This window comes from Vibrio sp. Vb0937, assembly GCF_033338855.1.
This window is the reverse complement of sequence record NZ_JAWOTK010000001.1, coordinates 804,877-818,188: the sequence shown is the minus strand read 5'-3', so window position 1 is coordinate 818,188 and position 13,312 is coordinate 804,877. Positions and strand designations below refer to the sequence as shown.

Annotated in this window: 14 protein-coding genes; 6 read left to right on the top strand and 8 right to left on the bottom strand. The window is 47.0% G+C overall.

Annotated features, from left to right (window positions below; genetic code table 11):
- The first annotated feature begins 35 nt into the window (after positions 1-35).
- The 3 genes from pdhA to R7P67_RS03595 are packed head-to-tail and all read left to right on the top strand — an operon-like array spanning position 36 to position 3,251.
- Complete coding sequence (gene pdhA / locus R7P67_RS03605) at positions 36-1,130, top strand: pyruvate dehydrogenase (acetyl-transferring) E1 component subunit alpha (RefSeq protein WP_025998586.1); 1,095 nt, start codon at positions 36-38, stop codon at positions 1,128-1,130.
- Entirely contained in the window at positions 1,123-2,106 is a 984-nt protein-coding gene (locus R7P67_RS03600; protein WP_042521051.1) for an alpha-ketoacid dehydrogenase subunit beta, read from the top strand. Before pdhA ends, R7P67_RS03600 begins: the two co-directional genes overlap by 8 nt.
- Positions 2,103-3,251, top strand: coding sequence for a dihydrolipoamide acetyltransferase family protein (locus tag R7P67_RS03595; protein ID WP_005375831.1), 1,149 nt, complete (start codon positions 2,103-2,105; stop codon positions 3,249-3,251). The genes R7P67_RS03600 and R7P67_RS03595 overlap by 4 nt, the downstream gene beginning before the upstream one ends.
- A gap of 67 nt (positions 3,252-3,318) precedes the next feature.
- On the opposite strand, the gene R7P67_RS03590 is transcribed toward R7P67_RS03595, so the two are convergent.
- Positions 3,319-4,284 carry an electron transfer flavoprotein subunit alpha/FixB family protein gene (locus R7P67_RS03590; RefSeq protein ID WP_017821214.1) on the bottom strand — a complete coding sequence of 322 codons (966 nt, stop codon included), beginning with the start codon at positions 4,282-4,284 and terminating at the stop codon, positions 3,319-3,321.
- Between the two features lie 137 nt (positions 4,285-4,421).
- Between R7P67_RS03590 and R7P67_RS03585 the strand changes: the two genes are divergently transcribed.
- Entirely contained in the window at positions 4,422-6,083 is a 1,662-nt protein-coding gene (locus R7P67_RS03585) for an electron transfer flavoprotein-ubiquinone oxidoreductase (protein WP_262653017.1), read from the top strand.
- A gap of 59 nt (positions 6,084-6,142) precedes the next feature.
- Here the strand turns inward: R7P67_RS03585 and R7P67_RS03580 are convergent, their stop codons facing one another.
- Positions 6,143-7,027 carry a LysR family transcriptional regulator gene (locus R7P67_RS03580; RefSeq protein WP_005388553.1) on the bottom strand — a complete coding sequence of 295 codons (885 nt, stop codon included), beginning with the start codon at positions 7,025-7,027 and terminating at the stop codon, positions 6,143-6,145.
- A gap of 117 nt (positions 7,028-7,144) precedes the next feature.
- On the opposite strand from R7P67_RS03580, the gene R7P67_RS03575 reads away from it, so the two are divergent.
- Positions 7,145-7,816 (top strand): type 1 glutamine amidotransferase domain-containing protein, encoded by a 672-nt coding sequence (locus R7P67_RS03575; RefSeq protein ID WP_054578996.1) that lies wholly within the window; start codon positions 7,145-7,147, stop codon positions 7,814-7,816.
- A gap of 84 nt (positions 7,817-7,900) precedes the next feature.
- Here R7P67_RS03575 and R7P67_RS03570 read toward each other — a convergent pair whose 3' ends face one another.
- On the bottom strand, positions 7,901-8,548 hold the full coding sequence (locus tag R7P67_RS03570; RefSeq protein WP_054578997.1) for a glutathione S-transferase family protein: 648 nt from the start codon (positions 8,546-8,548) through the stop codon (positions 7,901-7,903).
- Between the two features lie 118 nt (positions 8,549-8,666).
- Between R7P67_RS03570 and R7P67_RS03565 the strand changes: the two genes are divergently transcribed.
- Complete coding sequence (locus tag R7P67_RS03565; protein ID WP_203345479.1) at positions 8,667-9,497, top strand: LysR family transcriptional regulator; 831 nt, start codon at positions 8,667-8,669, stop codon at positions 9,495-9,497.
- Between the two features lie 9 nt (positions 9,498-9,506).
- Here R7P67_RS03565 and R7P67_RS03560 read toward each other — a convergent pair whose 3' ends face one another.
- The 5 genes from R7P67_RS03560 to artP all read right to left on the bottom strand — a co-directional run bounded on the left by R7P67_RS03560 (position 9,507) and on the right by artP (position 13,122).
- Positions 9,507-10,079, bottom strand: coding sequence for a protocatechuate 3,4-dioxygenase (locus R7P67_RS03560; RefSeq protein ID WP_262653014.1), 573 nt, complete (start codon positions 10,077-10,079; stop codon positions 9,507-9,509).
- Between the two features lie 138 nt (positions 10,080-10,217).
- Complete coding sequence (gene artM / locus R7P67_RS03555) at positions 10,218-10,886, bottom strand: arginine ABC transporter permease ArtM (protein ID WP_053303703.1); 669 nt, start codon at positions 10,884-10,886, stop codon at positions 10,218-10,220.
- On the bottom strand, positions 10,883-11,572 hold the full coding sequence (artQ, locus tag R7P67_RS03550; protein ID WP_005388570.1) for an arginine ABC transporter permease ArtQ: 690 nt from the start codon (positions 11,570-11,572) through the stop codon (positions 10,883-10,885). Before artQ ends, artM begins: the two co-directional genes overlap by 4 nt.
- Position 11,573: 1 nt before the next feature.
- The gene (locus R7P67_RS03545; RefSeq protein ID WP_085568965.1) at positions 11,574-12,305 is read right to left on the bottom strand and encodes an arginine ABC transporter substrate-binding protein; all 732 of its coding nucleotides are present in this window, start codon (positions 12,303-12,305) and stop codon (positions 11,574-11,576) included.
- Between the two features lie 88 nt (positions 12,306-12,393).
- The gene (artP, locus tag R7P67_RS03540; protein ID WP_114139536.1) at positions 12,394-13,122 is read right to left on the bottom strand and encodes an arginine ABC transporter ATP-binding protein ArtP; all 729 of its coding nucleotides are present in this window, start codon (positions 13,120-13,122) and stop codon (positions 12,394-12,396) included.
- Between the last annotated feature and the right edge of the window lie 190 nt (positions 13,123-13,312).

The window sequence follows — 13,312 nt, the reverse complement described above, 5'->3', positions numbered from 1 at the left end:
GTCCAAAAGACCCGCAGCGTCAAAAGGAGCTTGAGATGAACGTTCAGGCATTACCCATGCATCGGTTTATCGACCATCGTGGGGACCTAGTCGGCCAACTACCCAACTGGGCTGACACTGAAACATTGGTCGGGTTTTACCGAGATATGGTATTAACTCGCACTTACGACAACAAAGCAGTTGCCTTGCAACGCACCGGTAAGCTAGGGACCTATCCCTCACACTTAGGCGCGGAAGCCATAGGCATTGCGGTCGGCAGAGCACTTAAAGCCGATGATGTGTTTGTCCCTTACTACCGCGATATGCCTGCGATGTGGTGTCGTGGCATTGGCATGGAAAAGAACCTTCAATACTGGGGTGGCGATGAGCGCGGGAGTGATTTTGCTCCTGAAGGCAGTCCGGTTCCTAGCCGAGACCTTCCCTACTGTGTACCCATAGCGACGCAATGTACGCATGCTGTCGGGGTGGCTTCCGCGCTAAAAATTCAAGGTAACCATGAAGCTGCGCTAGTCATGTGTGGCGATGGTGGTACATCCAAAGGGGACTTTCTTGAGTCAATAAACTGCGCAGGTACTTGGAATATTCCACTTGTTTTCGTCGTAAACAATAACCAGTGGGCAATTTCAGTGCCGCGTAGTCTCCAATGTGCCGCCGATTTCTTATCAGAAAAAGCGCAAGGTGCAGGTATACCGGGTATTACTGTCGATGGTAACGATGTCGTCGCCGTTTATGATGCAACTAAAACCGCCCTTGAGAGAGCAAGAAAAGGGAAAGGCGCAACACTCATCGAAGCGGTGAGTTACCGACTGAGTGACCACACTACGGCCGATGATGCGACTCGTTATCGTAAAGAAGATGATGTTCAAACTGCATGGCAATACGAACCTATCGCACGTCTTAAAACGTACCTCCTTAATCAAGGCGCTTGGAGCGACGAACAAGAACAGCAATGGCTAGATTACTGTAAAGAGCAAGTAGAGTTAGCTGTTGAACGCTATCTGAGCTTACCGCCACAAGCACCAGAAACCGGTTTCGATTATTTGTATGAATCGCTACCTCAAGAGCTTCATGCACAAAGAGATGAACTCATCAACAAGGCAATGAGAATGCAGGGAGGCAGACATGGCTGAGCTAACGTTGGTTGAAGCAGTAAACCTTGCCCTGCACCACGAAATGCAACAAGACCCCAATGTTGTCGTATTAGGTGAAGACGTGGGCGATAATGGTGGTGTATTTCGTGCCACTGTTGGACTCAAGCAAGAGTTTGGTCTTAAACGAGTCATCGATACGCCACTCGCTGAAGCCTTAATCGGCGGGGTTGCGGTCGGTATGGCAACGCAAGGATTACGACCTGTCGCCGAATTTCAGTTTCAAGGTTTCGTTTTTCCTGCGATGGAGCACTTAATGTGCCACGCGGCTCGAATGCGTAACAGAACTCGCGGTCGGCTCACTTGTCCCGCGGTTTTCCGTGCGCCATTTGGCGGCGGTATCCACGCTCCGGAACACCACTCAGAAAGCGTGGAAGCGTTATTTGCTCACACTGCTGGATTTAAAGTGGTGATTCCTTCTTCTCCACAACGCGCATACGGCTTACTTCTCGCTGCAATTAGAAGCAATGATCCCGTCATGTTCTTCGAACCGAAGCGCATATATCGCACCGTTAAATCTGAAGTCGTTGATAACGGCGAAGCACTCCCACTCGACACCTGCTTCACCTTACGCAAGGGGCGAGATATCACGCTCGTTACTTGGGGCGCATGCGTCGTAGAGTCACTTCAGGCCGCGCAAACCTTGTCTAGTCAGGGAATTGAAGTCGAGGTGATTGATTTGGCGAGTATTAAGCCAATTGATACCGCGACGATTTTCAGCTCACTAGAAAAAACTGGACGTTTACTCGTTGTTCATGAAGCGAGTAAAACTTGTGGTGTGGGATCTGAGCTATTAGCTCGAACCGCTGAACACGCCATGTGCTTACTTAAAGCCCCACCTAAACGAGTAACTGGAATGGACACCATTATGCCTTATTACCGTAACGAAGATTATTTCATGGTTCAGAAAGAAGACATTGTGACCGCAGCGCGCGAACTCGTGGAGGATTGGAAATGAAGACGTTTAACTTACCCGATCTCGGCGAAGGCCTCGCTGAATCAGAAATTGTAAAATGGCACGTTAATGTCGGTGACATGGTTAAATTAGATCAAGTGATCTTAACCGTAGAGACAGCAAAAGCGACGGTAGACGTCCCTGCCCCCTATTCGGGCCGTGTGGTCAGCCGTCATGGTGAGGAAGGTGAAATCGTCAATATTGGTGCATTACTGCTAGAGATTGATGAAACAGGTGCCGGGAGAGAAGTAACGGCAGAGAAAAAAGCCACTGCTGACGCCGCAACCGTCGTCGGTAGCGTTTCTCACCAAGCGCATCATGTTAACGTTGATGATTTCTGGATTGGTGGCAACCACAACACGACAGAAAGTAACCTCGTTACCGCCCTGCCTTCGGCTCGCTTGTTGGCACAAAAACTTGGGGTAGATCTTAACCTTGTGTCAGGTAGTGGCCCGAACGGACTTATCGTAGATGCCGATATTTACGACGAAGCCGGAAAACAGCGTCCAGGCACCGAAGTTTTGAAAGGCGCTCGACGTACCATGGTATCGTCTATGACCGAATCGCACGAACATGTTGCTGCCGTAACCATTACGGAAGAAGCATTGTTGGAAGATTGGCTGCCAAACGAAGATATCAGTATCCGCCTTGTTCAAGCGATTGTTCATGCGTGTCAAGAAGAGCCCGCTTTAAACGCTTGGTTTGATGCCGAAACCATGACACGCTGTGTACACACAACGGTCAATGTAGGAATTGCAGTAGATAGCCGTCATGGATTGTACGTGCCAGTCTTGCGCCACGCAGATGAATACGAGCCACAAGATGTTCGTCGTTGGCTCGATCAAACCGTTGAAGGGATCAGAGAGAGAAAAATCGGTCGTGAGCAATTGCAACACGCGACGATTACGCTTTCCAACTTCGGCGCGATTGCCGGTATTTACGCGACACCTGTCGTCACACCGCCACAAGTCGCTATTGTCGGCGCGGGCCGAATACTCGACCGAGTTGTGATAAGAAATGGTCAAGCAATTTCGGTGAAAGCAATGCCGCTATCCGTAACGTTTGATCATCGCGCTTGTACTGGTGGTGAAGCTGCAAGGTTTACAAAAGTACTTGCAGAGCACCTGCAACGTCCGAGCGAAAAGTAACTTATAAAAATCAAATGATAAAGGCTTCCAGTCCGGAAGCCTTTTGTTTTAGGAAGCAAGACTATATCTACAGCTTCTCTAACAGCTCAGGCATTACCACAAACAAATCGTCGACCAATCCATAATCTGCAATGTCAAAAATAGGCGCATCAGGGTCGCTATTAATTGCAACAATCACCTTGGAATCTTTCATTCCCGCCAAATGCTGGATCGCGCCAGAAATTCCGACGGCAATGTATAACTCCGGTGCAACAATTTTGCCGGTTTGCCCGACTTGATGGTCATTAGACACATAGCCCGCATCGACCGCCGCTCGTGACGCCCCTACCGCTCCACCTAGCTTGTCAGCCAATTGTTCTACTAAAACAAACTTCTCTTTACTCCCGAATGCACGACCACCCGACACTACTACTCTAGCCGCTGGCAATTCTGGTCGCTCACTTTCTGGCGTTTGTTGCGAAACAAACTCACTAAGTTTATTGATAATCACCGTGTCGACTTGAGTAAGCTTAGGGACAACTGGCGTGTCAGATAGCTCTGCGGCATCAAAAGCCGTACTTCTTATGGTCATCACTTTATAGGGATCATTCGACGTGACTCTCGCCAATGCATTTCCAGCATAAATTGGACGAATCACCGTATCGATAGACTCGATTGTCATCACGTCAGAAAGTTGACCAACATTAAGCAACGCCGCCACACGAGGCATCACATTCTTACCAAATGTACTGGCAGGAGAAAGAATGTGTGAGTAGTTTTTGGCTACTTGTGAGATCAAAGGTGCGATATTTTCCGCTAATCCATGTTCATATCCCTTCGCATCAACCCAGATAATTTCTGCAACACCTTGAACACAATTCAACTCATCCAAAACTGATTGGCACTGATAACCAATAAGCAACACAGAAACAGGAAGCGATTTATCATCATCCTTAATCTCAAATGCCGCTTTAATTGCACACAGCGTCCCTACAGCCAACGATTGGTTGTCATGCTCTGCGAGCACAAGTGTTGCTAATGGTCGGTCTTCCATGGTCATGCCTCATATAACACGTCAGATCCATTACTTGAGCTTAGTCCACTTCACGTTAACGTCAACTGAGCTATAGTTTTCTGTATAGAAACCAAAACCTGTCACGCAGATGACGATAATAGAAAGGAAGCATAAAGATGGAACGAGAATGCATGGAGTTTGATGTCGTGATCGTGGGGGCCGGACCTGCAGGCTTAAGCGCCGCTTGTCGGCTAGCTCAACTCAGCCAAGACAGTGAAGGTGACGCACTTTCAATTTGCGTTGTAGAAAAAGGCTCAGAAGTGGGCGCACATATTTTATCTGGCGCTGTTTTTGAAACTAGTGCCTTAGATGAGCTTTTCCCCAATTGGAAAGAAATGGAGGCCCCGCTAGCAGCCTCGGTTCAACGAGATAATTTCCTTTATCTTACTACTGAACAAAACCATATTCGCGTTCCCCACTTCCTTACACCGCGTCCAATGATAAATGGCGAGAATAATTACGTAATTAGCCTTGCCAACCTTTGCCGTTGGCTCGCTAACCAAGCAGAAAATCTTGGGGTGGAAGTTTTTCCGGGCTTTGCCGCTGCAAGCATCAATTATGATCAGACTGGCGCCGTGACAGGCATTAACACGAGCGATATGGGACTAGATAAGAACGGCCAGGCCAAACCTAACTTTGAACCAGGTATCGAGCTAAGGGCAAAATACACCCTTTTTGCTGAAGGTTGTCGCGGACATCTGGGTAAAGAACTTATTCAAAGGTTCGACCTAGACGCAGGAAAGCAACCACAGCACTACGCGCTTGGCCTAAAAGAGATATGGGAGTTACCCACTGACAGTAAGGATGTATCTGGCAGTGTTATCCACTCCGCTGGCTGGCCCTTGAGTGAAACAAATACTACAGGCGGCGGTTTTCTCTATCACATGGAGAACAACCAAATCGCCGTCGGGCTTATTGTCGACTTGAATTACAGCAATCCTTACTTGAGTCCGTTTGACGAATTTCAACGCTTTAAGCACCATCCTGCTATTGAACCACATTTGAAAGGTGCTCAGCGCATCGCTTACGGCGCAAGAGCCATTGCGAAAGGTGGGCTTTCCTCTCTGCCGAGACAGCAATTCCCTGGCGGTTTATTGATTGGTTGTGATGCGGGGACTTTGAACGTCGCAAAAATTAAAGGCAGCCACACAGCAATGAAATCCGGAATCATTGCAGCAGAAGCGGTACATACGGCCCGACAAACTGGAGCTTCTGAGCCAGACTACCAGTCGTTGTTTGAATCATCATGGTTGTATGACGAACTCGCCAAAACGCGTAACTTTGGCGCGAACATTCATAAGTTTGGCAGCATACTTGGTGGTGCTCTTTCGACTTTTGAACACAACCTGTGGCAACCACTGGTTAAGAAGCCGTTACCTTGGTCTATCAAGGACTATTCGCACGATCATGAGCAGTTAAAACCTAAACAAGAGTGCCACCCAATTGCATACCCAAAACCAGATGGTGAAATCAGTTTTGATAAGCCTTCGTCGGTATTTTTGTCAGGAACACAGCACGAAGAGAATCAACCTTGTCACCTTGTTCTGACTTACCCTCACATTCCAATTGATGTGAATTTAGGTATGTATGACGAACCAAGTCAGCGCTATTGCCCCGCTGGGGTTTATGAAGTGGTGGAAGTGAACAATAAGTTGAAGTTTCAGATAAATGCCGCCAACTGTGTGCATTGCAAAACCTGTGACATCAAAGATCCTTCACAAAACATCACATGGAAAGCACCAGAAGGCGGCGGTGGACCGAGCTATCAAAACATGTAGATACGTTAGTATGTTGACGATCTAACAAATGGATAAACAAACCGATTGGCAGAGCCTCATTACTCCTGCCAATCGGCAAAATGATCAAGCAAGAAGTCGATAGCCAATCGCGCTCGTAGTGGCAGAAAGTGACGATTCTGATAAACAATCCAGCTGCTGTTGCCACTTCCCCAATAGGGCTCTAGGATTGGCACCAAACGACCAGACGAAATAGCATCGTTGAAACTGCTCTTCGGTAAGTACGCCACACCTAATCCTTCTGCACAGGCTTGCAAGACCGTGTGTGCGTTATTGCTCTTCCATCTGCCCTGCACTTTTACGCCATCTAAAGGCTTGCCGTCTTTTTCAAACAACCAAACGTCTTTGTTGGCAATAATGCAGCTATGACGCTTGAGTTGCTCGGGGTGCGTTGGCAAACCATGTTCATCGAGATAACGCTGACTGGCTGCCGCTGCCATGGGACGATCCACCAGCTTTCTCGCAACCAAGCCTGAATCACTCAACCTTCCGTAACGAATAGCGAAATCGAAGCCATCTTCAATAAAGTTGACCATGCTGGTGTTGAAGTTGATTTCTACCGTGAGATTAGGATGTTGCTTGGCAAACGCCATCAAGGCAGGCGCTACATGGTTCTCAGAAAACGCACCAGCGGCGCTCACGCGTAACGTACCACTCAGTTGAGTTTGCTGCGTGGTGAGCTGTTCATTCGCTTGCTGAAGCCCAATCACCAACTCTTTACACTGCTGATAATACGCTTGCCCTGCTTCCGTTAGACTCACCATTCTTGTCGAACGGGCTAACAAGGCGACACCTAATCGCTCTTCTAACCTTGTGACTTGACGACTGACATGACTGGTACTGCAACCTAACTGTTTTGCCGCTGCAGAAAAACCTAAGCTCTCAGCAACCGTAACAAACTCATTGATACCTTCAAAACTGTCCATACTTACCTTTGCTATATAGCAATAATGTTTTGCCAATTAATTGTATTATCACTTATTTGTTTAGCAATTAGTATGAAGGTGTTCAACAAATACACGTAAGCCAAAAAGGAAACCATCATGAAGAAAGTACTCATCATTGTGACGAACCATGCGACCCTAGGTGAAACTGACCAAGCAAACGGAACTTACGCGCCAGAGCTCACTCATGCCCTTAGCGAACTGCTGGGTGCAGGCTTCGATTACGACATTGCCTCTATCAAAGGCGGGCAAGCACCACTGTACGGAACCGACATCGAAGGCGACGCAGTGAACGAGAAAATTTTGGCGGATGATGATTTCCAGAACCGCATCAACAACACGATTCCAGTGTCACAAATCAACGGTGACAACTACGATGCGATCTTCTATCCGGGTGGTTTTGGTCTTCTTTCAGACCTAGCGAGCAACGAAGATTTTGCCAAGATTTCCGCAAAACACTATGAAGAAGGCGGTATTGTGGCAGCAGTTTGTCATGGTCCGGGCGCTCTTCTTCCTATCACGCTTAGCAATGGCGAGAAGCTACTTGCGTCTAAATCAGTGACAGGTTTCACTCGCGAAGAAGAGATCGACTTCGGCACCATCAACGATATCCCATTCCTATTGGAAGAATCTCTTGCACGCAGCGCAGCGCGCTACTCTAAAGTGCAACCTTGGCAAGAGTTTGTAATTGTGGATGATCGTGTCATCACAGGTCAAAACCCAACGAGCGCACACGGCGTAGGCAGAGCGATTGTTGAACACCTAGCTTAAACGCGCCGGAAACTACAACCATCCTAGAAGAGGAAAGCGTGCTTTGTCATGCTTTCCCTTGCTACAGGCGATCGCAAGATGCGCTTATACTTCTTCCCCTGCCTCGTCCTCTTCTACGATATCCGTTTCTTGGCTCGCCTCTTCCAACCATTGCTGTAAAGATTCACTTGCTAGCACCTTCTGTTGGTAAGCTTTGGCACCTTCGGATAACTCGATGCCGTAAGTTTGGAAACGCAATGCCACAGGTGCATACATAGCATCAGCTATCGACCATTCTCCAAATAGCCAACCGTTGGGATACAGTTTGGCTTGCTCAGCCCAAATGGCATCAATACGCGCAATATCCTTACGCGCACCATCCGTTAGATCGACTTTTCTGCGTGCGCGGATGTTCATTGGGAGTTCGCTTCTTAAGTTAAAGAAACCCGAATGCATTTCTGATGCGATGGCGCGTGCTTTAGCCCGTTCTGCAGACTTACTTGGCCATGCTTTGTCTTGTAAGTATTGCTCGTTAACGTATTCCAAAATCGCTAATGAATCCCACACGGTTGCGTCACCATCCACTAAGGTAGGGACTTTCGCGGTTGGTGTAATATCTTCCAAGGTCTTATAAAAATCTTCTGTGAATAAATTGAGCTTGGTGACTTTCACATCCAGTTTGAATTGAGAAAAGATCAGCCATGCGCGAAGTGACCAGCTTGAGTAGTTTTGATTAGCAATAAACAGTTTCATGACGCCTCCATGCGGTTCGTGTTTTGAGTACCCATCCATAATATCTGATTGTATTTAAGGGGACTAACGGATAGTTTTGATGGAACACTTCAACAAAAACGATGGATGAGTTTTAGATATGGATATCGATGCGTTGCGCAGCTTTCTTGCTTTTGTCGAAACGGGCAGTTTCACTCGTGCAGCCAAGCAGATCAATCGCACCCAATCCGCGTTCAGTGCTCAAATGCGTAAGCTAGAAGACGAACTCAGCGTCAGTTTGTTTGAAAAAGAAGGTCGCAACCTAGTATTGAGTGAAGCGGGACTGGCACTGCGCTCTCACGCCGAACTATTGGTTAACTTGCACAATCAAGCACTGAAACAAGTGAAGCGCTATGAAAACAAGCGCCCTCTTCGCTTAGGTTGCCCCGAGGATTACAACGACAATATCCTGCCTAAAGTCATCCGCGTATTACAGCAATCTGAGCCCACATGTTCAATTCAAGTCTTCAGTGAGCCAAGCATCACCTTGAGAGAAAAACTTGATGAAGGAAAGCTAGACGCCGCTATTGTGACAAGAGCACCGGACAGTGAGGAAGGTTACTGGCTAGCAAGCGACAAAGGCGTGTGGATTGCTCACCCTGATTTTGACATTGAGAACGCCCAACCTCTCCCTCTCGCCCTATTCCAAACCGACTGTAAATACCATGCGGCAGCAGTAGACGGATTAACCAAACGTGGCACTCCTTATCAACTACTGGCATGTTGCAATACGGCTTCTGCACAACGAGCAATTGTACGTTCAGGCATGGCTATCGGTGCGATGGGCAGTATTAGCGTTAGCGAGGATCTTAAGATCTTAGACGATATGCCATCGCTACCTTCCGTGGATATCGTTTTGGTCACGGGCGTCGAGCCTCATCCGACACTGGATAAAGAATGCTTGGCACAATTGGTTGAGTTAATGGTTTAACCGGATTAGCTAGCCAATCACAAAGTTAAATTGGCCAGTTAATCGCCCGTCGGTTCGTATGGTTTCAAACTGTAGATAATCTCGGGCTTTGCCACCCCACCATTCATCACCAGTATTGCCTTTTAAGTACAACTGAGTGGTCAGAAGCTCTTGGTTATCCCGCCACAACTTAACGTGAATGTGCGGTGGACGAGAGGCATAAGGCACGGGGTACAAAGTCTGGAACAAGTAGCGACCATCCGATTGAGTTTCTACCGCGCCAAAACCTGCAAAGTGAGTATCAAACTTATCATTATTTGGTTGCTTAGGATGATCGTAAATCCCCTGCCCATCGCATTGCCAGATTTCTACTTTGATGCCTGAGGCAGGGTTTCCCGATGTATCTAATACTCTGCCTTGCAACACGATAGGTTCACCGACCAAGCCTTCTGATTGCAGAATCAAGTTTTGACGAAGAGGAATATCCACTACTGGATAAAATGGTCCTTCTGTTTGTGCTGGCGTCGACCGCATTGGCGTTTCCGCTTTTAATGAGGGTGCGAACAACAATGTCCACAGCGCTAAAAAGTGTCTTCTTTCCATGGTGCCACCAATACAATTGCGTTGAATTAAGTTTGGGGGAACTTGAGGAATTTGCCATGACGAATATAAAAAATGCCCCTGCAAGAGAGTCATTCGCAGAGGCACTGTGGAACTAAATGATGAGTGTTGATTGAAGGATTATGCGGCTTCGAACGCCAATGCTTTCTTCTCTACCTGACGGAAAATAAGAGTTAGCACACCATTTACCGTTAAATAAAATGCGCCCGCAATACCAAATACCGTCAACGTATCGTAAGTTTGTGCGTTAATGCGCTGCGCGTAACCCATCAGATCCATGATCGTAATCGTGCTTGCTAGTGACGTGCCTTTGAAGACCAAAATCACTTCGTTCGAGTAAGCAGGAACAGCACGACGAATAGCGTATGGTAGCAGCACTTTTAGCGTTGCGGTTTTGTTCATACCCAGAGCACGACACGCTTGCCATTGACCGGAAGGAATCGCGTTAAACGCTCCTTTGAACAACTGAGTGCTGTATGCAGCGGTATTCAACGCTAACGCCAACATCGCACAGAACCAAGGTTGGCTTAACCATGTCCAGAATACACTTTCTCTTACTGCGTCAAACTGACCAGGACCGTAGTACACCAAAAAGATCTGTACCAACAAAGGCGTACCAGTGAACAAGGTGATGATGCCACGACTTACCCAATGCAAACCCGGAGTACGCAGGATCAGAGTCAGCGTCATCATCAAAGCTAAAAGACAGCCCACAACCAAGGAAGCGGCGGTCAATTGAAGGCTAGTGCTTAAGCCATCCAGCATTTGCCAAACGTGTTGTTCGTTCATGCGGTGGCCTCCTGTCCCATGCTCATACCTTGAATTGAGAACTTCTTATCAATCAGTTTGACGGCACGTTGTGTAATCAAAGTAATGCCTAAGTAAATCGCCGCAGCGGTCGCGTACCATGTAAACGCTTCATGCGTCGCTGCAGATGTTAGCTGCGCTTGCTTCAACAAATCCGTTACGCCAATCAGTGATACAAGCGCGGTGTCTTTCAGCAGAACCAACCATTGGTTAGTTAAACCTGGTAGTGCGTGTCTTACTGCTTGTGGTAAAACAATGCGAACGAAAGCGTGTGCTTGACTGATGCCGAGTGCACTTGCTGCTTCTCTCTGCCCTCTTCCAACGGCTTTTAATGCGCCACGTAGAGTTTGAGAAGCGTAGGAAGCGAAGATCAATGACAACGCCACCACGCCAGACAAGAACGGGCTAACTTCAATAAAGTCGCCGGTGATTAAAAACAGAACCTGCGTCGAACCAAAATAGATGAACAACACGACAAGGATTTCTGGCAAGCCACGTACAATCGTCACAAACGCCGTCATTGGCCATTTAACGAAAACGCGGCGAGACATTTCACCACTGGCGAATACCACTGCCAGAATCAAACCGACTAAAAGGCTTGTGAAGGCTAGCTGGACAGTCATCCAACTAGCTTGAACAAGCGATAAAGAGTAACCCGTTAGTGCCATATTACTTACCGAAGTATTTGTTGTAGATTACGTCGTATTCGCCGTTTGCTTTCACTGTTTTCAGTGCTGTGTTCAGCTTGTTCACTAGCTCGTCGTTACCTTTATTTACTGCGATACCGAAACCGTTACCGAAGTATTTAGGGTTAGTGACGTGCTCACCCACGTAAGCTAGGTTGTCTTCTTTCTTGAACCATTCTGCTACGACTGCTGTGTCACCGAATACAGAATCAATACGGCCATTTTTCATATCGATGAACGCGTCTTGGTAGCTTGAGTAAGGAACCGCGGTTACGCCCGGCATTTGCTCAATCAGGTAGCTTTGGTGTGTTGAACCGTTTTGAACACCAACACGCTTACCTTCTAGTGCTTTTTGATCAGCCACTTTTTCTTTGATAGAAACAAACGCTGCTGAGTTGTCATAGTATGCATTCGTGAAATTCACTTGCTCCAAACGCGCCTCAGTAATGTCCATTGCAGAGATTGCCGCATCGTAGCGCTTGAATTTTAATGCTGGGATCAGGCTGTCAAAAGATTGGTTGTGGAAGGTGCATTTTGCTTCGATTTCTTTACATAGTGCATTCGCCAGATCCACATCAAAACCTTGGATTTGGTTGTTTTCATCCATGTATTCGAATGGGGCGTACGTCGCTTCCATCGCAAATTTGATCTCTTCTTGTGCTGCTGCGTTCGCTGAGACAAGTCCGATTAGTGAAGCTAGTAGAATCTTTTTCATTGCAATACTCCGTGTGTACTTAGTGGGCTGACACTCGCAATGACAGCCGAGCTTATCTGTTAAATAGACTGAACTTTAAAAACGTGATTTAGTGATTTAAGTAGTCAGCAAACTGGGCGGTTTGCGGGTTAGAAAACGAATCATTTGTGCCGTGCTCAACGATGTGTCCTTTTTCTAAATACAGTACGTGACTAGCGATTTTCTTGGCGAAATCCACTTCGTGCGTCACAACTACTTGTGTAATTCCGGTTTCGCTTAAATTTTTAATAATCTTAACGACTTGGTTAGTAATTTCCGGATCAAGCGCTGCGGTCGGTTCATCAAAAAGCAAGACTTCCGGTTTCATCATCAATGCACGAGCAATCGCCACACGTTGTTGCTGACCACCAGAAAGTTGCATCGGCCATGCATCCGCTTTGTCTGCCAAATGCAGCGTCGCGAGAATTTGCATTGCCTGCTTCTTCGCTTCTTCTTTATCCATGCCAGCGACTTTTACCGGAGCCTCAATCAGGTTCTCCATCACTGTCATATGCGGCCATAGGTTGTACTGTTGGAACACCATGCCCACTTTACGACGAAGCGCTAAACCTTGCTTCTCTTTGATTTCAGTTGAAAAGTCGAATGCGTCATTAGCGATGTTTAACTGGCCGTTATCCGCTCCTTCAAGAAGGTTAAGAACACGTAGTAGAGAGCTCTTCCCTGCACCACTTGGACCAAGTAACACCAGTGTTTCGCCGCTTTCACACTTAAAGCTGACATCGTGAAGCACTTGTGTCTCACCGTAGGATTTATTGATTCCGCTTACCTGAATAGTCATGCTGACATACCGCATTAATTGTCACTTGGCATTTATATTACTCAAAAGGATTTTTTATGCAATAAAAATGTATAAAAATTAATTTTGTTAAATTTTTGTATGATAAGCAATCAATAAAACAGAGAGTATGACTGGTTTAATCAGTTGGTTTTAACTGAAATTGTTGATGAAAATCAAACAATATGATGGC

Bases quoted from the DNA above. Each gene is read 5' to 3' on its own strand.
- pdhA (WP_025998586.1), top strand. From the start codon at position 36: ATGAACGTTCAGGCATTACCCATGCATCGGTTTATCGACCATCGTGGG.
- R7P67_RS03600 (WP_042521051.1), top strand. From the start codon at position 1,123: ATGGCTGAGCTAACGTTGGTTGAAGCAGTAAACCTTGCCCTGCACCAC.
- R7P67_RS03595 (WP_005375831.1), top strand. From the start codon at position 2,103: ATGAAGACGTTTAACTTACCCGATCTCGGCGAAGGCCTCGCTGAATCA.
- R7P67_RS03590 (WP_017821214.1), bottom strand. From the start codon at position 4,284: ATGGAAGACCGACCATTAGCAACACTTGTGCTCGCAGAGCATGACAAC.
- R7P67_RS03585 (WP_262653017.1), top strand. From the start codon at position 4,422: ATGGAACGAGAATGCATGGAGTTTGATGTCGTGATCGTGGGGGCCGGA.
- R7P67_RS03580 (WP_005388553.1), bottom strand. From the start codon at position 7,027: ATGGACAGTTTTGAAGGTATCAATGAGTTTGTTACGGTTGCTGAGAGC.
- R7P67_RS03575 (WP_054578996.1), top strand. From the start codon at position 7,145: ATGAAGAAAGTACTCATCATTGTGACGAACCATGCGACCCTAGGTGAA.
- R7P67_RS03570 (WP_054578997.1), bottom strand. From the start codon at position 8,548: ATGAAACTGTTTATTGCTAATCAAAACTACTCAAGCTGGTCACTTCGC.
- R7P67_RS03565 (WP_203345479.1), top strand. From the start codon at position 8,667: ATGGATATCGATGCGTTGCGCAGCTTTCTTGCTTTTGTCGAAACGGGC.
- R7P67_RS03560 (WP_262653014.1), bottom strand. From the start codon at position 10,079: ATGGAAAGAAGACACTTTTTAGCGCTGTGGACATTGTTGTTCGCACCC.
- artM (WP_053303703.1), bottom strand. From the start codon at position 10,886: ATGAACGAACAACACGTTTGGCAAATGCTGGATGGCTTAAGCACTAGC.
- artQ (WP_005388570.1), bottom strand. From the start codon at position 11,572: ATGGCACTAACGGGTTACTCTTTATCGCTTGTTCAAGCTAGTTGGATG.
- R7P67_RS03545 (WP_085568965.1), bottom strand. From the start codon at position 12,305: ATGAAAAAGATTCTACTAGCTTCACTAATCGGACTTGTCTCAGCGAAC.
- artP (WP_114139536.1), bottom strand. From the start codon at position 13,122: ATGACTATTCAGGTAAGCGGAATCAATAAATCCTACGGTGAGACACAA.